21 protein-coding genes are annotated in these 22,070 nt (G+C 62.9%); 13 read left to right on the top strand and 8 right to left on the bottom strand.

The annotated features are described in order from the left end of the window. Positions 1-16 precede the first annotated feature (16 nt). Positions 17-1,582 (top strand): adenylate/guanylate cyclase domain-containing protein, encoded by a 1,566-nt coding sequence (locus tag NKI01_RS06340; RefSeq protein ID WP_023717115.1) that lies wholly within the window; start codon positions 17-19, stop codon positions 1,580-1,582. Positions 1,583-1,695: 113 nt separating this feature from the next. After that, positions 1,696-2,394 (top strand): superoxide dismutase, encoded by a 699-nt coding sequence (locus NKI01_RS06335; RefSeq protein WP_084642425.1) that lies wholly within the window; start codon positions 1,696-1,698, stop codon positions 2,392-2,394. Between the two features lie 483 nt (positions 2,395-2,877). Here NKI01_RS06335 and NKI01_RS06330 read toward each other — a convergent pair whose 3' ends face one another. Beyond that, positions 2,878-3,243 carry a winged helix-turn-helix transcriptional regulator gene (locus NKI01_RS06330; protein ID WP_352481730.1) on the bottom strand — a complete coding sequence of 122 codons (366 nt, stop codon included), beginning with the start codon at positions 3,241-3,243 and terminating at the stop codon, positions 2,878-2,880. A 107-nt stretch (positions 3,244-3,350) separates the two neighbouring features. Between NKI01_RS06330 and NKI01_RS06325 the strand changes: the two genes are divergently transcribed. Beyond that, positions 3,351-4,055 carry a glutathione S-transferase family protein gene (locus NKI01_RS06325; protein WP_352481729.1) on the top strand — a complete coding sequence of 235 codons (705 nt, stop codon included), beginning with the start codon at positions 3,351-3,353 and terminating at the stop codon, positions 4,053-4,055. Between the two features lie 9 nt (positions 4,056-4,064). Here NKI01_RS06325 and NKI01_RS06320 read toward each other — a convergent pair whose 3' ends face one another. Beyond that, on the bottom strand, positions 4,065-4,202 hold the full coding sequence (locus tag NKI01_RS06320; RefSeq protein WP_352856446.1) for a hypothetical protein: 138 nt from the start codon (positions 4,200-4,202) through the stop codon (positions 4,065-4,067). Here NKI01_RS06320 and NKI01_RS06315 point away from each other — a divergent pair. After that, positions 4,201-5,025, top strand: coding sequence for a DUF2189 domain-containing protein (locus tag NKI01_RS06315; protein WP_352962305.1), 825 nt, complete (start codon positions 4,201-4,203; stop codon positions 5,023-5,025). The genes NKI01_RS06320 and NKI01_RS06315 overlap by 2 nt on opposite strands. A gap of 6 nt (positions 5,026-5,031) precedes the next feature. On the opposite strand, the gene NKI01_RS06310 is transcribed toward NKI01_RS06315, so the two are convergent. Beyond that, on the bottom strand, positions 5,032-5,664 hold the full coding sequence (locus NKI01_RS06310) for a LysE family translocator (protein WP_023674336.1): 633 nt from the start codon (positions 5,662-5,664) through the stop codon (positions 5,032-5,034). A gap of 122 nt (positions 5,665-5,786) precedes the next feature. After that, entirely contained in the window at positions 5,787-7,754 is a 1,968-nt protein-coding gene (locus NKI01_RS06305) for a pilus assembly protein TadG-related protein (RefSeq protein WP_352909496.1), read from the bottom strand. Positions 7,755-8,091: 337 nt separating this feature from the next. Between NKI01_RS06305 and NKI01_RS06300 the strand changes: the two genes are divergently transcribed. Both NKI01_RS06300 and NKI01_RS06295 read left to right on the top strand, forming a co-directional pair. Continuing rightward, complete coding sequence (locus NKI01_RS06300; RefSeq protein ID WP_352859359.1) at positions 8,092-8,952, top strand: TIGR01459 family HAD-type hydrolase; 861 nt, start codon at positions 8,092-8,094, stop codon at positions 8,950-8,952. A gap of 31 nt (positions 8,953-8,983) precedes the next feature. Then, on the top strand, positions 8,984-9,967 hold the full coding sequence (locus NKI01_RS06295) for a bifunctional riboflavin kinase/FAD synthetase (RefSeq protein ID WP_352962301.1): 984 nt from the start codon (positions 8,984-8,986) through the stop codon (positions 9,965-9,967). A gap of 2 nt (positions 9,968-9,969) precedes the next feature. On the opposite strand, the gene NKI01_RS06290 is transcribed toward NKI01_RS06295, so the two are convergent. Further along, a complete protein-coding gene (locus NKI01_RS06290) occupies positions 9,970-10,524 on the bottom strand; it encodes an HdeD family acid-resistance protein (protein ID WP_352962298.1) in 555 nt (184 codons plus the stop codon). A gap of 340 nt (positions 10,525-10,864) precedes the next feature. On the opposite strand from NKI01_RS06290, the gene NKI01_RS06285 reads away from it, so the two are divergent. After that, a complete protein-coding gene (locus tag NKI01_RS06285) occupies positions 10,865-11,770 on the top strand; it encodes an alpha/beta hydrolase (RefSeq protein WP_352962295.1) in 906 nt (301 codons plus the stop codon). Between the two features lie 199 nt (positions 11,771-11,969). Further along, positions 11,970-12,782, top strand: coding sequence for a MipA/OmpV family protein (locus tag NKI01_RS06280; protein WP_023717125.1), 813 nt, complete (start codon positions 11,970-11,972; stop codon positions 12,780-12,782). A 35-nt stretch (positions 12,783-12,817) separates the two neighbouring features. On the opposite strand, the gene NKI01_RS06275 is transcribed toward NKI01_RS06280, so the two are convergent. Beyond that, entirely contained in the window at positions 12,818-13,030 is a 213-nt protein-coding gene (locus NKI01_RS06275) for an antitoxin Xre/MbcA/ParS toxin-binding domain-containing protein (RefSeq protein ID WP_352495538.1), read from the bottom strand. Between the two features lie 112 nt (positions 13,031-13,142). Next, positions 13,143-13,328: a hypothetical protein gene (locus NKI01_RS06270; protein ID WP_023717127.1), complete on the bottom strand. Its 186-nt coding sequence runs from the start codon at positions 13,326-13,328 to the stop codon at positions 13,143-13,145. 43 nt (positions 13,329-13,371) lie between these two features. On the opposite strand from NKI01_RS06270, the gene ileS reads away from it, so the two are divergent. Together ileS and NKI01_RS06260 are read left to right on the top strand one after the other, a co-directional pair. Further along, the gene (gene ileS / locus NKI01_RS06265; protein ID WP_352962292.1) at positions 13,372-16,362 is read left to right on the top strand and encodes an isoleucine--tRNA ligase; all 2,991 of its coding nucleotides are present in this window, start codon (positions 13,372-13,374) and stop codon (positions 16,360-16,362) included. A 195-nt stretch (positions 16,363-16,557) separates the two neighbouring features. Next, the gene (locus tag NKI01_RS06260) at positions 16,558-17,238 is read left to right on the top strand and encodes a hypothetical protein (RefSeq protein ID WP_023717129.1); all 681 of its coding nucleotides are present in this window, start codon (positions 16,558-16,560) and stop codon (positions 17,236-17,238) included. 77 nt (positions 17,239-17,315) lie between these two features. Here the strand turns inward: NKI01_RS06260 and NKI01_RS06255 are convergent, their stop codons facing one another. Continuing rightward, the gene (locus tag NKI01_RS06255; RefSeq protein WP_023717130.1) at positions 17,316-17,768 is read right to left on the bottom strand and encodes a nucleoside deaminase; all 453 of its coding nucleotides are present in this window, start codon (positions 17,766-17,768) and stop codon (positions 17,316-17,318) included. A gap of 76 nt (positions 17,769-17,844) precedes the next feature. On the opposite strand from NKI01_RS06255, the gene NKI01_RS06250 reads away from it, so the two are divergent. From NKI01_RS06250 to NKI01_RS06240, 3 genes are all read left to right on the top strand, one after another. Further along, on the top strand, positions 17,845-19,881 hold the full coding sequence (locus NKI01_RS06250; RefSeq protein WP_352962289.1) for a pseudouridine synthase: 2,037 nt from the start codon (positions 17,845-17,847) through the stop codon (positions 19,879-19,881). Further along, the gene (rsmD, locus tag NKI01_RS06245) at positions 19,862-20,416 is read left to right on the top strand and encodes a 16S rRNA (guanine(966)-N(2))-methyltransferase RsmD (protein WP_352849091.1); all 555 of its coding nucleotides are present in this window, start codon (positions 19,862-19,864) and stop codon (positions 20,414-20,416) included. Before NKI01_RS06250 ends, rsmD begins: the two co-directional genes overlap by 20 nt. A 104-nt stretch (positions 20,417-20,520) precedes the next feature. Continuing rightward, entirely contained in the window at positions 20,521-21,885 is a 1,365-nt protein-coding gene (locus NKI01_RS06240; protein WP_352962285.1) for a M16 family metallopeptidase, read from the top strand. Positions 21,886-22,070: the final 185 nt, after the last annotated feature.

The following is a 22,070-nucleotide window of genomic DNA, read 5'->3' as shown; positions in this document are numbered from 1 at the left end:
CCGACGGTTTGAAAATATGCCTGCTAAGAACAAGTTCCAACGCCATGCGATCGCCGTCCATCTGGCGCAACAGCTCGCCGGACCGGCGCGGGCAATCTCAGGATTTCAGGAGTTGCTAACCGAGCAGGTGCAGGATCTCGGTCTGGGCCACATGAGACCGGATCTAGAGAAGGTTGGCGCCGCTGCTTGCGAATTGAGTAGCCTGATCGACAGCTTGATCCACGGCAAAGCGGACAATCAGAACCGGGCAGGGGTCGAGATCGAGGCGAAACTGCGCCACGACTTGCGAACGCCGCTCAACGCCATCATCGGCTATTCCGAAATGATTCGTGAAGAAGCCGAAGAATTGCACGAATACGCGCTGGAAGAGGATGTCAGGGTGATGCTCGCCGCGGCGGCTGAGTTGCTGGCGCATGTCGATGCGATTGCCGGCCTCTCGCGCGCACCCGACAGCGAGGAACCGCGGACCACGGATCAGGCTGAGATCGATGTGGCAGGGCTCGAACGGGCACTGATCAAGGCAGAGCACGACGCAAGCTCCGGTCACGGTGGCCGCATACTTGTCGTCGACGACATCACCAGCAACCGCGGTCTCCTCTCGCGCCGCTTGCAACGTGACGGTCATCAGGTAGTCACTGCCGAGTCCGGTCCGTCGGCGCTGACTCACCTCGCGGAACACGAGTTCGACCTGGTTCTGCTGGACGTCCTAATGCCGGACATGAACGGCATCGAGGTGCTCTCGCGATTGAAAGCGGAGCGCCGATGGCGGCATATCCCTGTCATCATGATATCGGGGTTGGACGAAGTGGACGCGGTGGTCCGCTGCATCGAGGCAGGGGCCGACGACTACTTGCCTAAACCTTTCAATCCGGTCCTGCTGCGCGCCCGGATCAACTCGAGTTTGGAGAAGAAACGTTGGCTCGACCGCGAGCACCAGTATCTTCAGCGGATCGAGGCGGAGAAGCGGCGGGCTGACTCGCTTCTCCATGCGATCCTGCCCGGTCAGATCGTGGCACGGCTGCAACGGGGCGAAGAGTTCATTGCCGACCGGTTCGATGAAGTGACCATTCTTTTTGCCGATATTGTCGGTTTCTCGAGCATAGCGGCAAGGTTGCCGCCGTCGGACCTGATCAAACGCCTCGACGGGCTATTCAGCACGTTCGACGTCTTGGCGGAGAAGCATGCCGTGGAGAAAATCAAGACCATCGGAGACGCCTATATGGCTGCGGGCGGTGTTCCGGAACCGGCAGCTGACCATGCCGACAGGATCGTGGCACTGGGGAAATCCATGCTGGACGCGTTGAAGCCCTTAGCGTGGGGCAACGATGGTTTTCGGATCCGCATTGGCGTGCACACGGGACCGGTGATCGCGGGCCTGATCGGCCGGCATCGGTTCGTCTACGACGTCTGGGGCGAAACCGTGAATATTGCAAGCCGGCTCGAGTCCCAGGGCGTGGCCGACCGCATGCAGATTTCGGAGGCAACCAAGCAGGCCCTGCACACCTCCTGGAAGCTCGAACCGCGCTGTAATGTAGAACTGGCAGGTGTCGGCAGGATTGAGACCTATCTCGTTCAACACTGATCGGAACAATGGCTAACCCTCAGGGAATTTCGCGAAGCGATGCTTGGAGTCGCGACACCTCGTAAACGAACAGCATGCAGCATTGGCGTTCCACTTTCACCCGGAGCTACACCATGAACAGGCGTCAGAGTCTTCTATTTCTCGCAGGAGCATCGGCCGCGGCAGCCAACACAACCCTGTTGGGCGCCGCGGCCTTTGCGCAGGAGACCCAACCCTTCAAGCTCCCACCGCTCGGCTACGCGAACAACGCATTAGAGCCGCACATCGACGCGACCACGATGATGATCCATCACGACCGCCATCACGCCGCTTATGTGAATGCCTGCAATCAACTCGTGCCGCTTTGGCCCGAGCTCGCCAGCACGCCGATGGAGGCTATTCTGGCAGATCTGGGCAAGGTCCCGGAAGGCGTGCGCAACAATCTTGGGGGACATTGGAATCACACTCACTTCTGGGAGCTGATGACTCCCGGGGGCCCCAACCAGCCCGGTGGCGACCTCAACGCCGCCATAAGCAGCACCTTCGGCAGCTATGCGGGCCTGACCGAAAAGCTCACGGCGGTTGGCCTTGGCCGCTTTGGCTCCGGCTGGGTATGGCTTGTCGTGAACAAGGACAAGAAGCTCGACATCGTCAGCACAGCCAACCAGGACACGCCGCTCGAGCTAGGGGCGCGTCCGGTGATTGGCGTCGACGTCTGGGAACACGCCTATTATCTCAAGTATCAGAACCGCCGCGCCGACTACCTCAAGGAATGGTGGCGCGTGGTGAACTGGGACAAGGCCCTCGCCAACTTCAAGAAGTCGACCGGCTGAGGGGGCCGCAGATCGCGACGCCTCGTCCCTTCAGCCGCAGCAGCCGGCCGCGTTCGTGGTCACAGCTGTTTTTTTCAGCGTCTCGCGCGAATACCGAGCGGTTCGCCGGCTGGGGTAGCGCCTTCGGTTCAGACATCCCGGTTGCCAATTTCCGCGACTGGCTTGTCTGTCGTGTTCACACCTTTGATATGCCCCAAGCTGTGACCGAAGGGCAGCAACGGGTCCGAGACGCGACCTTCGCGGCATCATTGGCAAAGGTCCGCAAGTGGCGCAAACCAGCCCACGCTATGCTGGACGCGAAGGTCAGCTTTTTGGCCCAATCATCCCGAAAGCGGATCTCCGCTTCCGGCCCAAACGCGACGTTAGAGTATCTGCTCGGCAATGACAGCTTCTGGCGCTGTCCGTGCATTCCGATATTCGGCCGGATCCTATCCAAAGCGGTTGTCCAGCCTCGGATAGCAAGCGTCAGATTTTCACGATCGGCTAGGCCGCTGTGTCTAGCCTCGTTTCCGGCATCGGTGGAGCCTGGCCGACCCGGTCGTCCCCGGTATGTTCCCACCATCTGCCCAAGGCCTCGATGAGCGGCACAAGCTTGAGACCGGGCGTCGTGAGATCGTAATCCACGCGTAGCGGATAGCCGGCATGCGCCGTTCGCCGCACAATCCCGGCGTCCTCCAGCTTGCGCAGTTCGAGAGCCAGAATGCGGTGCGACACGGTCGGGTTGTCACGCCTCAGATCGCTGAAGCGCTTGGTGCCGTCCTTGAGATAGTAGAGCAGCAAGGTGGGCCAGCGACCGCTGAGCACACGCATGGTCTCTTCGATCGGGCAGCGTGAGACGACATCTTTCATGGGGGGACCTGGTTACAGAATAGTGCGTAATTTACATGGGGCGACCAGCGTTTAGGGTCAAGTTTCGCTGCGCAGCGTAATCCCTAAATTATGGAAGAGACAAAGAAATGGAACCTATCCTCCTTTATGGCTTCCCGCTGGGAAGTTCGATGGGGCTCGTCGCTGCATTTGAACGCGTCGGACAGCCCTACCGCCTGTGTCGAGTCGACATGCTCACTGAAATGAAGAACGACGCCTATGCCAGCATCAACGGCCGTCAGGAAACGCCGGTGTTGATCACCGACGAAGGCAGGGTGCTCACCGAGACCATGGCGATTGCCGCTTGGCTCGAAGCCCGCGATACGCAACGTCGTATCAGCTTTGAGCCTCGCTCGCCGGAAGCCGACCGGATGCACCAGCTGATGGCTTTCGTGAACACCGGCTTCACCGCCGCTTTCACCCCGCTCTGGGCCGCATATGAAATGGAATCGGCCGAGCCGGTGCTGCTGGCAACCTTGCGTGACTTTGGCCGCAAGGTCGTTACCAACCGCCATGACCAGCTCGAGGCGATGATCCTCGACACGGATTTCCTGGTCGGCGACCGGCTGACGCTTGCCGATACCACGCTGATCGGCGTGGCGCGCTGGGCGGAGTTCCACAAGGCGGTCGACGGCGCAGCTTATCCCAAGCTGGCGGCGTTGCGCCGCCGGATCGAAAGCGATCCGGACGTGCGATTTGCGCAGGCCATCGAGGATGGTGAAAAGCCGGCCGGGTCAGGCGCTTGCCTCGGTCACGTGCGGCTGGCCGAGGTGATCGATCGCTTCGCGGCCTAATCTGTTCGTTCAGCCGCCCGGCGCGCCCTGGCGCCGGGTGGTGGCGACAAGCGCGCCGAGATCGGCTATCATCGCGCCGTTTTTGAAGTGGCAGCTGCGGGCGGCCATCCTGGCGGTGACCGCCCCGACACACGGGAGAAAGGTCATGGCCGGCTTTCATGTCATGGCGGACGCACGTGGAATGCATGTACAGCCCACGGTGCGCCGCATCAGCACCGAGGATCTGATCGATGCGCTCCGTCTCGGCGTAGAGGATTTCTGGGCAAAGCCGTCGCATTATGTGTTCCTGTGCCTGATCTATCCGGTGGTCGGCCTGATCCTGACGCAGTGGACGTCGGGCTCGAACGCCATCCAACTCATCTATCCGCTGATGTCCGGCTTCGCTTTGGTCGGTCCGTTCGCCGCTATCGGGCTTTACGAAATCAGCCGCCGGCGCGAGTTCGGCATGGATACATCCTGGTGGCATGCGCTCGACGTGCGCCACTCGCCGGCGCTGCCCGCGATTGCGGTCATCGGCATCATGCTGCTGGTACTGTTCCTGCTCTGGCTGTTCACCGCGCAATCGATCTACACCAGCCTGTACGGCAATCGGCCTCCGACCTCTATCGTCGGCTTTATTCGCGAGGTGCTGACGACCAGCAAGGGCTGGACACTGATCCTGCTCGGCAACCTGGCCGGGTTCGCCTTCGCCGCGATCGTGCTGGCGACGACTGTCGTCGCCTTTCCGCTGCTGCTCGACCGCGATGTCGGCGCGGTCTCGGCAGTCGAGACGTCGGCGCGCGCAGTTATGACAAACCCGCTGCAGATGGCGCTGTGGGGTCTGATGGTCGCCGTGCTCCTGGTCATCGGCTCGATCCCGCTATTTGCCGGGCTTGCCGTCGTCATGCCCGTCCTTGGCCACGCGACCTGGCATCTCTACCGCAGGGTGGTCGAACCGGAGCGGGCACAGCAGGTCAGGCGGCCGATGTAGGACCGATCAGCGTTGCGCGTCGGTTGCCATCTTGACGGCCAGCGCGGTCAGCACCGTGCCCATCATCCAGCGCTGGATCACCAGCCATAGCGGCCGCCCGGCGAGGAAGATGGCGATCGAGCCGGCCGTCACCGCGATGATGGCGTTGACGGTCAGGCTGATGGCGACCTGCGTGGCACCGAGCACCAGAAGCTGCGACAGCACGTGGCCCTTGCCGGGGCTGATGAACTGCGGCAGCAGCGACAGATAGAGCACTGCCACCTTCGGGTTGAGCAGGTTGGTCATCAGGCCCATGGCGAACAGCTTGCGCGGCCTGTCCTTAGGCAGTTCGCGGATCTGGAAGGGCGAGCGCCCGCCCGGCTTCACCGCTTGCCAGGCAAGCCACAGCAGATAGAGCGCGCCGGCAAGGCGCAGCACGTCATAGGCGAAGGGCACCGCGAGCAGCAGCGCTGTGATACCGAACGCCGCCGACAGCACGTAGAATAAAAAACCGAGCGCCACGCCGCCCAGCGAAATCAGCCCGGCCTTCGGCCCTTGCGACAGCGAGCGCGAGATCAGATAGATCATGTTCGGGCCGGGCGTCAGCACCATGCCGAGGCAGACCAGCGCGAAGGCGAGATGGTTGGCGGGTTCAGGCAAGAGCGTATCTCCGGATGGGGACACTCACCACATGCTTCCCCCACCCGCAAGGGCATGAGGGCAGGAGCCTTTGCGCCAGCGCGCTGCGCCCCTCTGCCTTTACGTCGCCAATCCCATCGCCTTCAGCCGACGATGCGCAGGTTCGACAATTCGTTGGCGATTTCCTTGAAATTGTCGGACAGCGTCGCGCCCGTCGCATTCCAGAACAGCTTGGCCGGCTTGCTCGGGTCGGCCGGATCCTTGCGGAAGCGCGAATCCGAGGAACACGCCTTCAGCGCATCGATCGCCTTCTTGTCGCCAGTATCTGTGGGCGACAGGTCGAGCGCCACCGTCATCACCAGAATGTTCGAATTCTTTGCATTGGCGCAGAGCGTTTTCATCTGCTCGTCGAGTGCTGCCGTGTAGTTGGCACCGGTATAGGTCGTCTTGCCGATATCGGTGCTGGTATTCATGAACAGGCGGGTCACGCTTCCAGATCCCGGATAGGTCAGGCCAGTGTAGCCGTAGGCGGCGTAGGTCGACCTGTTGTTGGCGTAGCTGCCGTCGCTGACGGCGCTATAGGTATTGGCTCCGTCGGTCAGCACCACGACCACCTTGTCGTTGCCCCTCTCGCTGTTCGGCCGGCCATCGGTGAACGGTGGGTTGCTCGATACCGTTCGCCAGCCCCAGGCAAGTCCCTCCGGTACGTTGGTGTTTCCGTTCGGCGCCATGGCGTCGATGGCATCCTTGATCTCCTGCTTCTCGGCGTCCTGGCTGACGTCCTTCAACGGCGTGATCGGGTTGGTGGTGCAGGAGGAATTCGGCCCATCACCCGCGGCTGCGGATTGCGAACCGTACGGTTTCACCAGGAAATATTTGCGCATGTCAGACTGTCGCTGCGAAGCGGTAGGACCGGCGACATAGGGCCAATCGGCCCACCAGTTGTTGCCGTAATTGTAAGACGTGCTGATGACGTCGTTGATGCCGTCACGGTTGAAATCGAGCCACAGAGTGCCAGCCTCATCCGGGGCGAACATCGGCACGAAAAGCGTGGCCGGCGCGGCTGTGTCGGGCGTGGTGTCGTCGACATTGTAGGGATATGGCCGTGCCTCGACGCAACCTTGCCAGCTCGCATAGCGGCTCGTCGTATAGATATATTCCGGTGCGCTCCAATGGCCGTACTGGCAGGTGCCGTTCTTCTTGTATGTGTCGCAGACATATTGCTTCGAATTGGGTACCTCTTCGCGGCCCGATTCGACCGTCATGTCGGCGTAGAGGCTGAAACGCGTCAGCGGCTGGTCCTTGGTCTCGCCCCAGCCGGTGCCGCGCTTGTACCAGATGCCATTGAGCTTCTCGGCATATTTGTCCGGATTGTTGGCGGCGCTCATCGTCGTCCAGTCGAAATCTTCATGCTGGATTGGGGAGATGCCGTCCTGATCCATCCAGCCGTCCTGGTCGTGGGTAGGGCCGATATTGACCGAGGCCGCAAACGGCACGAGCGAAAACTGAACCGGTTTGGTGATCTGCTTCATCTGCTGCGCCTGAAGCGCCAGCGTATCGACAAGCTGCTTTGCGGCCGACTTCAGCAGGTCTATTCGCTTCTCGCCGGTGCCGGAGCCGAGATCGCTCATCGAGCCCGAATTATCCAGCACAAGCGCGACTTCGAGGGTGTTCTTGAGGCGGAGTTCCGAACATTCGGTCAAGGTCGTGTCGCTTGCCGTGCCGCCGATCAGCAGGCTGGCGGCCGGGAGAAAATAGGGGTGGAAGGTGAGGCTGGCGCAGAGCTTCAAGGTGCCGCCGCCGGCGTTGTTGTTGGGCAGCGTGACGGTCAGCGCTGTGTTCGCCGGGTCGATACGTGCGAGATTGGTTTCGAAAAATGTCTTGGCGTAGGCCTTGACGTCGTCGTCGCTGGCGCCGGCGACGATCTGCTGGGCGGCGGCGAGGCCGGCCGCATCAAGTGCGTTCAGCGTTTCGTGCTTTTGGCGCAGCAACTCCCCGTAATCGACACTGAGCGCCAGACCGGCCATCAGCGGCACAATGGTGATTGCAGTCATTAAGGAGTAGTTGCCACGTCTGTCGTGTCGGAATTTTCCGATTATTGCCTTCAGCATTCCCGCCCCTCCCTATTTTTCCCGGACGATGCCACGCATTTTTAAATTTCCGATTGCTAAAATACGTCCAAGGTCGGTACGGATTTTCAATCCCCGTTAACCACACGTCCGCAATCGGCAATGCCGCTCCGCGCTCTCCGCGGCAAAGTCGCTAAAAGCGGATAAGGCGCTGGAAAAGAAAAGCTTTCGCCATCACTTACCCGCCGGCGCCCCGGGCGGCAATCTTGCGGGCACAACGAAAGCTGGTGACAGAGCGAAGCGCTTCGGTTAATCCGGGCCGGCCGCTACGGACCGTCGGTCGCGGCGCTTGCAAGCATCATAGTACAGGGACAACGGCATGGCGGATTCGCCCGACATCATCGGTTCGCTCGCAGACCTGTCGGGAGCCTATTCAGCCATCCTGTGCGATGTCTGGGGCGTGGTGCACAATGGCGAATGGCATTTCCCCGCGGCTGCTGCCGCGCTGATCGCTGCTCGCGCGGCGAAAATACCTGTCGTGCTGATCACCAATTCGCCGCGTCGCAGCGCCGACGTGGTGGCGCAGATGAACGCCATCGGTGTTCCTTCCGCCGCCTACGATCGTGTCGTGACGTCCGGCGACGTGACCCGCGACTTGATCGCCGAAGGGCCGCGAAAGATCTTCCACATAGGCGCCGATCGAGATTTCACGCTCTATGATGGTCTCGACGTCGAGCTTGTCGAGGAGTTCGAAGCATCCGGCGTGGTCTGCACCGGCTTGTTCAATGACGAGGTGGAGAAGCCGGAAGATTATGCCGATCTTCTGCGGCGGCTGCGTGCCAGGAACCTGCCCTTCATCTGCGCCAATCCCGACATCGTGGTCGAGCGCGGCGAACGTATGATCTGGTGCGCAGGGGCTTTGGCCCGCGAATACGCGCAGCTTGGCGGGCGCACGCTGATCGCCGGGAAACCTTATGCGCCGGTCTATGAGGTCGCCATGAAAGAGATCGCCGTCATTCTCGGCCGCACGGTCGAGCGTTCGCAAGTTCTGGCCATCGGCGACGGCATGATGACCGACATCAAGGGCGCGGCCGACAATGGCTTCGACGTGCTCTACGTATCGGGCGGCATCCATGCCCGCGATTACGGTGAAGCGCTGCAGCCAGACCCGGCCAGGCTCGCGGCCTTTCTCGAAAAATACGGCTACAGGCCGGTCGCGGTGATTCCCAGACTGCAATAAGTTCAGGCCCAGACTGCAATAGGTTCAAGCTATGACGGCAATGTTCGAACGCATTTCCGCAACCGCACCGCTGCCGGCCCATCTGCGCGGCGGCGTGGTGGCGATCGGCAATTTCGACGGCGTCCACCGCGGCCACCAGGCGGTGCTCGAACGCGCGCGCGCCGAAGCGGAGCGTCGCGGCGTACCTGCCCTGGTGCTGACCTTCGTGCCGCATCCGCGAAAAGTGTTCAGGCCGGACATGCCGCTGTTCGTGCTGACGCCGCCGCCGATGAAGGCGCGGCTGCTGTCGCATCTGGGCTTTGCGGCGCTGGTCGAGCAGCCGTTCACACGCGAGTTCGCCTCCTTGTCGGCGGAGGCTTTCGTCACCGGCGTGCTCGAGCGCAACCTCGGCATAAGCCACGCCGTCACCGGCTTCGATTTCCATTTCGGCAAGGACCGCCAAGGCGGCCCGGCCTATCTGATGGCGGCCGGCGAGCGCCACGGCTTCGGCGTCACGCTGGTCGATGCCTTCCGCGACGAAAGCGCCGAGGTGGTGTCGTCGAGCCGCATTCGCACGCTGCTGTGCGAGGGCAATGTGGCCGAGGCCGCCGGCCTGCTCGGCTACCGTTTCACCGTCGAGGCGGAGGTGATCGGCGGCCAGCAGCTCGGCCGGACACTCGGCTTTCCGACCGCAAACATGAGGCTTTCGCCGGAAGCCACCCTGAAGGAAGGAATTTATGCAGTCCGCTTCCGCCGCGCCGACGGCTCGCTTCATGATGGCGTCGCCAGCTTCGGCCGCCGGCCGACGGTCGACGACAATGGCGCACCATTGCTGGAGACTTTTGTGTTCGACTTTTCCGGCGATCTCTACGGCGAGATTTGTGCCGTGTCCTTTTTCGGCTACCTGCGTTCGGAGGTGAAGTTCGACGGGCTTGATGCGCTGGTCGCACAGATGAAGCGCGACGAGGCCGAGGCGAGGGCACTGCTCGCCGGCGTCAGGCCGCTTTCCGGGCTCGACGCGGCCGTGGCTTTCTGAATCTACTTTTTCAGCGCCAAGCCGACGGCGATGAAGGTCCAGCCCTGGAAGATCAGGTCGATGGCCAGGAACAGGCCGAGCACCCACACGCTGTTGACGGGCCAGCCCATGGCGATGACCAGGCCAGCCAGCGCGCTGATGATGCCGGCCGCGACCACCCAGCCCCAGCCCGGCTGCGGCCGGTGGCTGTAGCCGACCCAGGCCCTGAGCACGCCTGAAGCAAGGAGCGCAACCGCCAGGAGGAAAGTCAGCACCGTCGAGGCGAGGACCGGATTGTCGAAGGCGAAGAAGCCGGCGACGGCGTAGAGAAGGCCGCTGAGCAGCCAATAGAAGAAGCGGCCCCATGTCTTCACACCGAAGGCATGGATGATCTCGACAACGCCGGCCATCAGCATCAGCCAGCCCACGACAAAGACGGAGGCAACGGTTGCGATGAACAGATTGCCGAAGGCGATGCCGCCGAAGATCAGCAGCAACACGCCGAGTGCGATGAACCATCCCCACTTCGCCCGCGTCTGGCCAATGGCGTCTTTCAAGGCGTCGCCGTGCAGTGTCATCGCCCTTCTCCCTCAAAGTTGCCTAGCTTCTTTGTTCCGGAAGGTAGCGCCGATCGCCTTGCCCGTCCAGCGAGCAGGCTGCGAGCGCCACGCCCCGAGCGATCCGCTTGCCACACTTCCGCTTTGTCCCGAAGAGGCCAAATATCAGATGGAATATTCGACCATATGCGAGGGGAGTGCTAAAGATGACGAGTGGGTTTAGGGGCGACCCGCCGTCTCGTGTATTCGCCATGACGCAAGTGTAACGAAAAATCCCCAGCGCTGGCATTGGCCATTTATCGATGACGTGTGGCTGCTGCTGTACGCCGTTTTCTACGCTTGATGAGGCTAGGGAAGCAAAATGGGCGATGTGGACGAACACCCCGATCTGACGGAGATCAACGCCGTCCGCAGGTTGTTGACCTCAAAGCCACGAACGGTCCGCTGGGACGAACGCCGGGCACGGCTCGACGAGGTTGGTTCGGTGTGGCCGATTGCCGAGGACATCCGATGCGGGGATGTGGTTTTCGATGGCCTCGAGGGAGAGTGGTCCCTGGCGCCTGGGAGTGACAGGGATAAGGTTTTGCTGTTTTTCCACGGTGGTGGCTACTGCTCCGGCTCTCTTAAAAGTCATCGTCGAATGGTGACAGAGGCAGGTCGAGCAATGGGAATGCGCACTGTCGCGATCGACTATCGACGCGCACCGGAACATCCTTTCCCTGCGCAACATGAAGACGCACTCACCGCATGGCGCTTTCTGAGGCGGCAAGGCATCGCGCCGGATCGCATCGTGGTTGGCGGAGACAGTGCGGGCGGCAACCTCACCCTGTGCCTGGTCAGTATACTGCGCGCGGCAGGCGAGCCGTTGCCGCGATGTCTTTGGCTGGTTTCGCCCTGGACGGACCTTTCGATGTCCGGCGCGACACTATCAACCAAGGACGCAATCGACCCCATCATCCACCGGGCGTATCTGGAGGAACTGGCAACCGCCTATGTTCCCAATGGCGTTGGTCGGCGCGATCCCCTGATCTCGCCGTTGTTCGCCGATCTGAGCGGATTTCCCCCAATGCTTATACAAGTCGGTTCGGCCGAGACGCTGTTGTCGGACGCAACTCGGCTCGCGGAAGCCGCTGGCGCGACTGACGTCAAAGTACGTCTCGAAATTTGGCCGCATATGATTCACGCTTGGCCGGTTTGGAATGCGCGGTTGAGTGCCGGTCGCCGCGCTCTTCACAGCGCGGGCATGTTTGTCCACGAGTATTTATAACCCTTGCCGAGGCAACTGCTGGCGCATTCCAGACGTCTTGATCTGGGATCTTGGTGCGCCAATACGATTCGTTGCTATGCGGAAAACAGGGCCAACGCCGCCAATGTTACGGATATTAAGTCAAATTTTACCGAAATGGCGCCATGGCTTGGATGAAGGCTGGTTGTATCGGCCAATGCGTTCGACGTATGGAGTAACGATGCGGTCAGTCCCGACGATCCCGACGGTCTTGGCCGCATTCATGCTCGGCACCTGCGGCGTTGCCAAGGCCGGCGAGGGCACCTTCGGCTGGCTGTCCGGAGACTGGTACCTGACGGTCGGCGCCACCGGCATGGTCGCGCCGAATTTCGAGGGCGGCAAGAAGTACCTGCTCAGCGCCTCGCCGATCATCTCGCTCGGCAAGGCTGGTCCCGCGGCGCGCTTCAACTCGCGCAACGACAATATCTCATTGGCATTGATCGACGATGGCGGCGTCCGCGCCGGCCTGACAGGCAAGTTCCTGTTTTCCCGCGATGGTGGTGACGCCGACGAATTGAAGGGTCTCGACCCGGTGCGCTGGGGCGGCGAGGCTGGCGGCTTCTTCGAATTCTATCCTTTGGATTGGCTGCGTGCCCGCGCCGAATTGCGGCACGGCATTCGCGCCCATAACGGCTTTGTCGCCGACATCGCCGCCGACGCCTTTTACGATGTGACGCCCGACGTCAGGATTTCCGGCGGGCCGCGCGTTTCATTCGCCTCATCGGACTATTTCGACGCCTATTATGGCGTTGATGCCAAGGAGTCACTGGCCTCGGGGCTGAGCGAATATCATCCAGGCGGCGGGGTGAAATCTGCGGGCCTGGGCGGCGCGGTGACCTGGAAGGTGACCGAGCCGATGACGGCCAGTCTGTTCGGCGAATATTCCCGCCTGATGGGCCCGGCCGCCGATTCCAGCCTGGTCAAGGAGCGGGGCTCCAGGGATCAGTTCATGATCGGCGTGTCGACGACCTATCGCTTCGATTTCTCGATGTGAGCGGGCGGGTTGTGCACGACGGAGAGCCGCAAGGCTCAGACGACTATGCCGTAGCCGATCCGGTTGAGTTCCTCTTCCACAAGCGTGGCACCTGTTGCAGACTGAGGGAGATCGATGGGCGCGTCGTTGAGAACCCGACTTCGCTTACGCAGCCAGCGTTGCGCCTTTTCATGGTTGCCAAAAACGCGATTCGCCATCGTTGAAATGCGTTCAAGTCGCAAGGCGGACTCGGTAGTCGTCAGGGTCACATTCCGTCCTTCCAGCGCGCTAAACTGTGAAATGCAAACCGAAGATGCTGGTCTCTCGACGCCATCTACCGACAAACATAGGCGCAATTGGTGTACGCTCCTAGCGGAAGCATCAGAGTTCGGGCTTTTCAACATCGCCTGTCTCAGTTAAAAGCCCAGCCATGACGAGCTTTTCGCGCCTTCTCGCGACTGCGATACGAATTACAGGCCCGGTGTTCCGGGCGGCTTGACCGCCGCCGGAGCCGCCGGGAATCTTGCGCGCGGCCTCTCGCGCTTTTTCCAGATCATGATAGTTCAACGCCCGGGCTCTTTTGCCGACGGGCAACGCATATGGCAGACGAATGACTGATACCGAGACCGCCGAGACGATCGACTATTCCAAAACGCTCTACCTGCCGCAGACGGATTTTCCGATGCGCGCCGGTTTGCCGGAAAAGGAACCGCTGCTGGTCAAGCGCTGGCAGGATATGGACCTTTACCGCAAGCTGCGCGAAGACGCAGCCGGCCGCGAAAAATACGTGCTGCACGACGGCCCGCCCTATGCCAATGGCAACATTCATATCGGCCATGCGCTGAACAAGATCCTCAAGGACGTCATCACCCGCTCATTCCAGATGCGCGGCTATGACTCGAACTATGTACCCGGTTGGGATTGCCACGGCCTGCCGATCGAATGGAAGATCGAAGAGCAGTACCGCGCCAAGGGCAAGAACAAGGACGAGGTGCCGGTCAACGAGTTCCGGCAGGAATGCCGCGAGTTTGCGGCGCACTGGATCAAGGTGCAGGGTTCCGAATTCCAGCGCCTCGGCGTCGTCGGCGACTTCGACAATCCCTATGCGACGATGGCTTTCCACGCCGAGGCGCGCATCGCCGGCGAGCTGCTGAAATTCGCCATGTCCGGCCAGCTCTATCGCGGCTCCAAGCCGGTGATGTGGAGTGTGGTCGAGCGCACCGCGCTGGCCGAGGCGGAGGTCGAATACCAGGACTATGAGTCGGACACGATCTGGGCGAAGTTTCCGGTCGTCAGCCTCGCTCGCCAGGTCATCAACATCGATGATGGGCAGCCAGCCCTGGATCCCAAGCTGACGCAGACGTCGCTCGATCTGCTTGATGCCAACGTCGTCATCTGGACCACGACGCCGTGGACCATCCCCGGCAACCGCGCCGTCAATTACTCGCCGCGCATCAACTATGGTCTCTACGAGGTCACGGCGGCCGAGAACGCCTTTGGCCCCCAGCCCGGCGAAAAGCTGATCTTTGCCGAGAAACTTGCAGACGACGCTGCCGCGAAGGCCAACGTCACCCTGAATCGTCTTCGCAGCGTTGGCGCCGAAGAGCTTGAAAATCTTACGCTTTCGCATCCCCTCAAAAGTCTGGGTGGTGGCTACGAATTCCCTGTGCCGATGCTGGCCGGCGATCATGTCACCGACGATGCGGGCACCGGATTCGTCCACACCGCGCCGGGACACGGCCGAGAAGACTTCGACGCCTGGATGGATGCCGCCTCTGATCTTCGCCAGCGTGGCATCGACACCGCGATCCCCTTCACCGTCGACGATGCCGGCTTCTTCACCAAGGACGCGCCGGGCTTCGGGCCGGACCGCGAGGGTGGAGCGGCGCGCGTTATCGACGACGATGGCAAGAAGGGCAACGCCAACCAGGCCGTCATCGACGAGCTGATCAAGCGAAACGCGCTGTTCGCGCGCGGCCGGCTGAAGCACTCCTATCCGCATTCCTGGCGCTCGAAGAAGCCGATCATCTTCCGCAACACGCCGCAATGGTTCGTCTATATGGACAAGGAGCTTGGCGACGGCACGACGCTGCGCAGCCGCGCCCTGAAAGCCATCGACGATACCCGTTTCGTACCCGCCGCCGGCCAGAACCGCATCCGCGCCATGATCGAGGAGCGCCCTGACTGGGTGCTGTCGCGCCAGCGCGCCTGGGGCGTGCCGATCGCCGTCTTTGCCGATGCCGACGGCAATGTCCTGCGCGACGAGGCAGTCAACCAGCGCATCATGGACGCCTTCGAGAAGGAAGGTGCCGACGCCTGGTTCGCCGCCGGCGCCAAGGAGCGTTTCCTCGGCAATCACGATGCCTCGAAATGGCAGCAGGTGATGGACATCCTCGATGTCTGGTTCGATTCAGGCTCGACGCATGCCTTCACGCTTGAGGACCGGCCCGACCTGAAATGGCCGGCCGACGTCTATCTCGAAGGCTCCGATCAGCATCGCGGCTGGTTCCACTCCTCGCTGCTCGAAAGCTGCGGCACCAGGGGCAGGGCGCCCTACGAAACCGTCGTCACCCATGGCTTCACCATGGATGAGGAGGGGCGGAAAATGTCGAAGTCGCTCGGCAACACCGTCGTGCCGCAGGACGTCATCAAACAGTCCGGCGCCGACATCTTGCGGCTGTGGGTGGTGACGACCGATTATTGGGAAGACCAGCGGCTCGGCAAAAACGTGCTGCAGACCAACATCGACGCCTACCGCAAGCTGCGCAACACCATCCGCTGGATGCTGGGCACGCTCGCCCATGACGATGGCGAGGAGGTGCCGCTGGACAAGATGCCGGAGCTGGAGCGGCTGATGCTGCACCGGCTCGCCGAGCTCGATGAAGTCGTACGCTCGGGCTACGACGCCTTCGAATTCAAGCGCATCACCCGCGCGCTGCTCGACTTCATGGTGATCGAGCTGTCGGCCTTCTATTTCGATATCCGCAAGGATGCGCTCTACTGCGAAGCGCCTTCCAGCGTGAAGCGCAAGGCTTCCGTGCAGGTGGTGCGCCATCTCTTCGACTGTCTGGTGAAATGGCTGGCGCCGATGCTGCCTTTCACCATGGAAGAGGCTTGGCTCGACCGTCATCCGGATGTCGTCTCGGTGCATCTCGACCAGTTCCCGGAGATCCCGGCGGACTGGAAGGACGAGGCGCTGGCGGAGAAGTGGCGCAAGGTGCGGCAGGTCCGCCGTGTCGTCACCGGCGCGCTGGAGATCGCCCGCGCGCAGAAGGTCATCGGCTCTTCGCTGGAAGCGGTGCCGGTCGTCACTCTCGACGATGCCCTACTCGAAGCGGCGATCGCCGATGTCGACATGGCCGAGATGGCGATCACCAGCGATCTGGTTATCGCGCACGGCAAGGCGCCGGCGGGCGGCTTTACCCTCGACGATGTCAAAGGCGTCGCCGTGGTCGTCGAGAAGGCGGAGGACCGCGGCCTGGTGAAATGCGCACGCTCCTGGCGCTACACCGCCGATGTCGGCTCAGATCCGGAATTCCCGGATGTTTCGGCCCGTGACGCAGCTGTCCTGCATGAGCTGAAGGCTTTGAGCCGCCTTTAAGGCGGTGCACAATTGCCACGGCGGGCGGCCGATCGGCCCCCGTGCGTTGCCCTTAACGAGTGGTTGAGGTAAACACGCGAAACTCCGGACGACAAATTGTCGCCGGAATTCCGTCGGAAGAGCATAGGCGATGGGGGCCGGACCTTTCTTTGGCCGGCGGCAATCGAGAGGCTGTCTACAGTGGGACTTTTTGGCATGACCGAGAGAACTTACGCGCGCGTCGCGCTGCTGGCGCCGCTTGTCGTATCGAGCCTCGCCTTGTCCGGCTGCATGGGCTCGCCCACCTACGGGACCGACAAGACCGCGGGCGCGCAGCTTGCCGGCGACCTCACCGGGGCTTTTTCCTTCGCACCCAAACGCAAGGATAGTATCGACTACAAGCCGCGCCCCACGCTGGTGAAGCCAGGGCCGGGGCAGAAGGAAGTCTTGCCGCCGCCGCAGGAAAGCATCGAGACGGCGAGTGCCGAATGGCCCGAATCGCCGGAGCAGCGCCGTGCCCGCCTGCGCGCCGATGCCACCCTGCATCAGGACGACCCGGCCTACCAGGCGCAGGTCATCGATGACGTGCAGACGGATCCGGCGTCGGTCAAGGCCGCGCTGAAGCAGTCGGGCTCGAGCCACCCGCCAGCCTGGACTCCGGCCGATTCGGACAAGGACCGCGCCGCGGAAATCATGCGCCGCCGGGCTGAAGGCAAACAGGGCGACCCGACCACCCGCAGATATCTGAGCGAGCCGCCGGTGCAATACCGCGCTGCCGCCGACACTGCGCCGCAGGGTGACCTCGGCGAGGACGAGTACAAGAAGGAACGCCGCCTCAAAAGGGAGGCGGCCGCCAAGAGCAAGAGCAGCGGCATGTTCGACTGGCTGCCCTGGTAGACTGACGGCGCCAGAGACGTTCTGGCCTGGATTGGCTGAACTGGATTGGCTGACTTGGATCTGCCGAACCAGGAAAATCAGGGTCCGCGTCGCTCGCGAAAAAAGTCCTTCAGCAATGCTGCTGCAGCGTTCTCGGCCATGCCAGGATAGATGTCGGGCACATGATGGCAGGTCGGTGACGTGAAGAAGCGAACGCCATTGACGACTGCGCCGCCCTTCTCGTCGGCGACGCCGAAATAGAGCCGGCGCAGCCTGGCGAAAGAGATGGCGCCGGCGCACATGGTGCACGGCTCCAGCGTCACATAGAGATCGTGGCCGCTGAGCCGCTCGCTGGAAAGCTTGCGGCAGGCCTCGCGGATCGCCAGCATCTCGGCATGGGCGGTCGGATCGGCGAACTCGCGGGTGCGGTTGCCGGCACTCGCAACGACCGTATCGCCGCCGACGACGACCGCGCCAACCGGCACCTCGCCACGCAGGGCGGCGGCTTCGGCTTCTTTCAGCGCCAGCGCCATGAAATCCTGCCGCCTCACGCGGTTTCCATTCCGATTATCTCCTCGCCACTAGAGCGCGATCCTGTTACTACCCGCGCAAACGAGCAAAGGCCACATGGACGACAAAAACAAGAAATTCCCGCGCAAGGCCGGCCCGAAACCGGCGGGGCCGCGTGGTCGCGATGGCGCTCCCGGCAAGGGTGGCAAGCCGTCCTTCGGCGTCAAAAAACCCTACACTCCGCGCGGCGATCGGCCGGCGGCGGCCGAAGGCGAACGGCCGAAACGCGACTTCAAGCCGAAGCGCGAAGGCGACCGGCCGTTCGGCAAAGGGCCGCGTCCGGAAGGCAAGCCTTATGAGAAGCGCGAAGGTCCACGCAAGCCTTATGCACCGCGCGGCGATCGGCCGGCGGCGGCCGAAGGCGAACGGCCGAAGCGTGACTTCAAGCCGAAGCGCGAAGGCGACAGGCCGTTCAGCAAAGGGCCGCGTCCGGAAGGCAAGCCTTATGAGAAGCGCGAAGGTCCACGCAAGCCTTATGCACCGCGCGGCGACCGGCCAGCAGCTGCCGAAGGCGAGCGGCCGAAGCGCGACTTCAAAGGCAGCGAGAGGCCATTCAGCAAAGGGCCGCGTCCGGAGGGCAAGCCTTATGAGAAGCGCGAAGGTCCGCGCAAGCCCTACGCGCCCCGCGGCGACCGGCCGGCCGCTGCCGAAGGCGAGCACGGCGACAAGCGCTTCGACCGTCCCAAGCGTGACTTCGGGGATCGTCCTAAGCGTGATTTTGGCGGCGATCGGCCGCAAGGGGCACAAAGGGCACAGGCGGCATCGGAGGGCGGCTTCAAGCCGCGTCCGCGTCGCGTCGAGGCAACGGAAGAAGCCGGCGAACGCATTGCCAAGCGGCTGGCGCGTGCCGGCCTGGCCTCGCGCCGCGATGCCGAGGAACTGATCGCGGCCGGCCGCGTCAAGGTCAACGGCAGGTCGCTGACCTCGCCGGCCTTCAACGTGATGCCCGGCGACATCATCCATCTCGACGGCATGGAGATCCCGCCGATCGAGCGCACGCGGCTGTTCCTGTTCAACAAGCCGGCCGGCGTGGTCACCACCAACCGCGATCCCGAAGGCCGCAAGACCGTCTTCGACGTGCTGCCCCCCGGGCTGCCGCGGCTGATGACCATCGGCCGGCTCGACATCAACACCGAAGGGCTGCTGCTGCTCACCAATGATGGCGGCCTGTCGCGCGTGCTCGAACTGCCGGCGACCGGCTGGCTGCGGCGCTACCGCGTGCGCGTCCACGGCAAGGTCGAGGAAAGCGCGCTCGCGGGCCTGCGCGAAGGCATTGCCGTTGACGGTGTCTTTTATGGCGCCATCGAGGCGACGCTGGACCGCGAGCAGGGTTCGAATGCCTGGCTGACGCTCGGCCTGCGGGAAGGCAAGAACCGTGAGGTCAGGAACATCCTGGGCTCGCTCGGTCTCGACGTGACGCGGCTTATCCGCATTTCCTACGGGCCGTTCCAGCTCGACGATTTGCCGGAAGGCCATGTGTTGGAGATCAAGGGCCGCGTGCTGCGCGACCAGCTCGGCGAGCGCCTGGTCGAAGAGTCCGGTGCCAATTTCGACGCCGATATCGCCAAGCCGTTTTCCAACAAGCCGGTCAGGCGTGAGCGGGAGGAGGAGCCCGAGCGGCCGAAATTCACCCGTGACGGCGAACGCCGTCCGATCGGCGAGGGCGGCCTGATCAAGAACCGCAAGCGCCGCGAAGGCAGCCGCGACGAAGCGCTCGGCAAGCTGTCGACAAAACCGGAGAGGAGCTTTGGCGAGCGTGGCGCCAAACCTGAACGCGGCGACTTCGGGGACAAACCCCGTGGCGGCTTCGGCGGCAAGAAATCCGAACGCGAGCAGCGGCCGATCGAACCGCCGGGCCAGCGCAAGGCCAATGTCTGGATGGCGCCGGGGGCGCGGCCGATCGGCAAGGGCAGGGCGGAGGCAGACGCCGCCAAGGCGGCGGAAAACAAGGCGCGCAAGGCCGCTTTCAAGCCGTCTTATGGCAAGCCCGGCGGTGCAAAGCCGTTCGGCAAGCCTCGTGGCGAACGTTCGGATAGCGGTGGCGACCGGCCGCGTGGCGGCCCGAAAGGAAGCAATGCGGATCGTCGGCGGTGAGCTTCGCGGGCGTCCGCTGGCGACGCCCCGCACCTTTGCCATCCGCCCGACGACCGACCGCACGCGTGAGGCGGTCTTCAACGTGCTGGCGCATCGCTTTCCCGAAAAACTGAACGGCGCGCGCGTGCTCGACCTGTTCGCCGGCACCGGCGCGCTCGGCCTCGAAGCGCTGTCGCGCGGCGCTGCCTATGCTGTCTTCATCGAGGAATCCGCCGAAGGGCGCGGCCTGATCCGCACCAATGTCGAGGCTTTCGGCCTCACCGGCCGCACCAAGATCTTCCGTCGCGACGCGACGGCCTTGGGCGAGGCGGGCACCATTGCCGCATTCGGCCTCGTCTTTGCTGATCCGCCCTATGGCAAAGGCCTTGGCGAACGCGCTTTGCGCTCGGCCAAGGCCGGCGGCTGGCTCGCCCCCGGCGCGCTCTGCGTCGTCGAAGAAGCGGCGGCGGCGACGTTCGAGGCGGGGCCGGGCTTTTCGGTTGTCGACGAGCGCAACTATGGCGAGACGGTCATCCGCTTCATCGAGGTTGGGTGAGGCCCCGCAATTGGCGAGGAAGCAGCGCCTTCAAAATGACGAACAATTCGCTTTGCCTCGACCAGCAACCCCGCCTATCGTTCCACCCCAAACCGGAGCCATCTATGACATTTCAGGCTGAATGGCTGCGCGGAACGCTCTTGGGACTGGCCCTGGTGATGGCCGCGCCGGCTCTGGCGGACAACAATCCCGACGATGGCGCGGTGACGGATTTCCTGCTCGACAACGGCATGGAGGTCGTCGTCATCCCCGACCACCGCGCCCCGATCGTCACCCATATGGTCTGGTACAAGATCGGCAGCGCCGACGAGCCGCCGGGCAAATCCGGCATTGCCCATTTCTTCGAGCATTTGATGTTCAAGGCGACCAGCAACCATGCGGCCGGCGAGCTCGATCGCGCCGTCGCCGCCATCGGCGGCTCGGACAACGCCTTCACCTCCTACGACTACACCGCTTTTCATGAGACAGTGGTGCCGCAGGCGCTCGGTGAGATGATGGGCTTCGAGGCCGACCGCATGCGCAATCTCATCCTCAACGACGATGTCATCAAGACCGAGCGCGACGTCATCCTCGAGGAGCGCCGCTCGCGCATCGACTCCAATCCGCAGGCGGTGCTCGACGAGGAGATCGACGCCACGCTGTGGCAGAACCAGCCCTACCGCATCCCGGTCATCGGCTGGATGCAGGAGATGGAGAAGCTGAACCGCACCGACGCGATGGCCTTCTACAACAAATATTATACGCCCAATAACGCCGTGCTGGTGGTGGCCGGCGATGTTGAGCCGGAAACGGTCAAGGCGCTGGCCGAAAAGACCTATGGCAAGATCGCGCGCGGCCCGGATCTGCCGCCGCGGATCCGCCCGATCGAGCCCGAGCAGAACACCAGGCGCACGGTGACGCTGACCGACGGGCGCGTCAGCGTGCCGAGCTTTACGACGCAGTGGGTGGTTCCGTCCTATCACACGGCAAAGCCCGGCGAAGCCGAAGCGCTCGACGTGCTGTCCGAAATCCTCGGCGGCGGCAACCGCAGCCGGCTCTACCAGGAGCTTGTCGTCAGGCAAGGGATAGCCGCCGCGGCCGGCGCCTTCTTCCAGGGCACCATGCTCGACGACACCAATTTCACCGTCTATGGCGCGCCGCGCGGCGATGCCAAGCTTGCAGACGTCGAGGCCGCGGTAGACGTCGAGATCGCCCGCATCGCGAAAGACGGCGTCACAAGCGATGAGCTGGAAAAATCCAAGGACCGTTTCGTCCGCTCGATGATCTTTGCCCGCGACAAGCAGGAGGACATGGCCAACATCTACGGCTCGACGCTCGCCACCGGCGGCAACGTCCAGGACGTCCAGCAATGGCCCGACCGCATCCGCAAGGTCACCGCCGACCAGGTCAAGGCGGTCGCTGCCCGCTATCTCAATCTCGACCACGCAACGACCGGCTATCTTCTGCCGCAAACCCAGGCTGGGAATTGATGTGATGATGAACCAGCACGGTCCCGCTCTGCCTTCTCCCCCGGGCTCCTCCCCTTCTCCCCTTGTGGGAGAAGGTGGCCGAGCAAAGCTCGGTCGGATGAGGGGTGTTCCAGCTTGGCACCAACGGCACTCCGTCCAACACCCCTCAACCGTCTCGGCGCTTCGCGCCGATCCACCTTCTCCCA

Origin of the sequence: Mesorhizobium sp. M0815, from assembly GCF_040319995.1 — a bacterium.
In the GTDB taxonomy this organism is placed as follows: Bacteria; Pseudomonadota; Alphaproteobacteria; order Rhizobiales; family Rhizobiaceae; genus Mesorhizobium.
This window is presented reverse-complemented; position numbering and strand designations above follow the sequence as displayed.

Coding starts and splice junctions, on each gene's coding strand:
- NKI01_RS06325 (WP_352481729.1), top strand. CDS start 3,351: ATGGAACCTATCCTCCTTTATGGCTTCCCGCTGGGAAGTTCGATGGGG.
- NKI01_RS06240 (WP_352962285.1), top strand. CDS start 20,521: ATGACATTTCAGGCTGAATGGCTGCGCGGAACGCTCTTGGGACTGGCC.
- NKI01_RS06300 (WP_352859359.1), top strand. CDS start 8,092: ATGGCGGATTCGCCCGACATCATCGGTTCGCTCGCAGACCTGTCGGGA.
- NKI01_RS06280 (WP_023717125.1), top strand. CDS start 11,970: ATGCGGTCAGTCCCGACGATCCCGACGGTCTTGGCCGCATTCATGCTC.
- NKI01_RS06290 (WP_352962298.1), bottom strand. CDS start 10,524: ATGACACTGCACGGCGACGCCTTGAAAGACGCCATTGGCCAGACGCGG.
- rsmD (WP_352849091.1), top strand. CDS start 19,862: ATGCGGATCGTCGGCGGTGAGCTTCGCGGGCGTCCGCTGGCGACGCCC.
- NKI01_RS06335 (WP_084642425.1), top strand. CDS start 1,696: ATGAACAGGCGTCAGAGTCTTCTATTTCTCGCAGGAGCATCGGCCGCG.
- NKI01_RS06305 (WP_352909496.1), bottom strand. CDS start 7,754: ATGCTGAAGGCAATAATCGGAAAATTCCGACACGACAGACGTGGCAAC.
- NKI01_RS06340 (WP_023717115.1), top strand. CDS start 17: ATGCCTGCTAAGAACAAGTTCCAACGCCATGCGATCGCCGTCCATCTG.
- NKI01_RS06320 (WP_352856446.1), bottom strand. CDS start 4,202: ATGACCTTTCTCCCGTGTGTCGGGGCGGTCACCGCCAGGATGGCCGCC.
- NKI01_RS06250 (WP_352962289.1), top strand. CDS start 17,845: ATGGACGACAAAAACAAGAAATTCCCGCGCAAGGCCGGCCCGAAACCG.
- NKI01_RS06295 (WP_352962301.1), top strand. CDS start 8,984: ATGACGGCAATGTTCGAACGCATTTCCGCAACCGCACCGCTGCCGGCC.
- NKI01_RS06260 (WP_023717129.1), top strand. CDS start 16,558: ATGACCGAGAGAACTTACGCGCGCGTCGCGCTGCTGGCGCCGCTTGTC.
- NKI01_RS06330 (WP_352481730.1), bottom strand. CDS start 3,243: ATGAAAGATGTCGTCTCACGCTGCCCGATCGAAGAGACCATGCGTGTG.
- NKI01_RS06315 (WP_352962305.1), top strand. CDS start 4,201: ATGGCCGGCTTTCATGTCATGGCGGACGCACGTGGAATGCATGTACAG.
- ileS (WP_352962292.1), top strand. CDS start 13,372: ATGACTGATACCGAGACCGCCGAGACGATCGACTATTCCAAAACGCTC.
- NKI01_RS06285 (WP_352962295.1), top strand. CDS start 10,865: ATGGGCGATGTGGACGAACACCCCGATCTGACGGAGATCAACGCCGTC.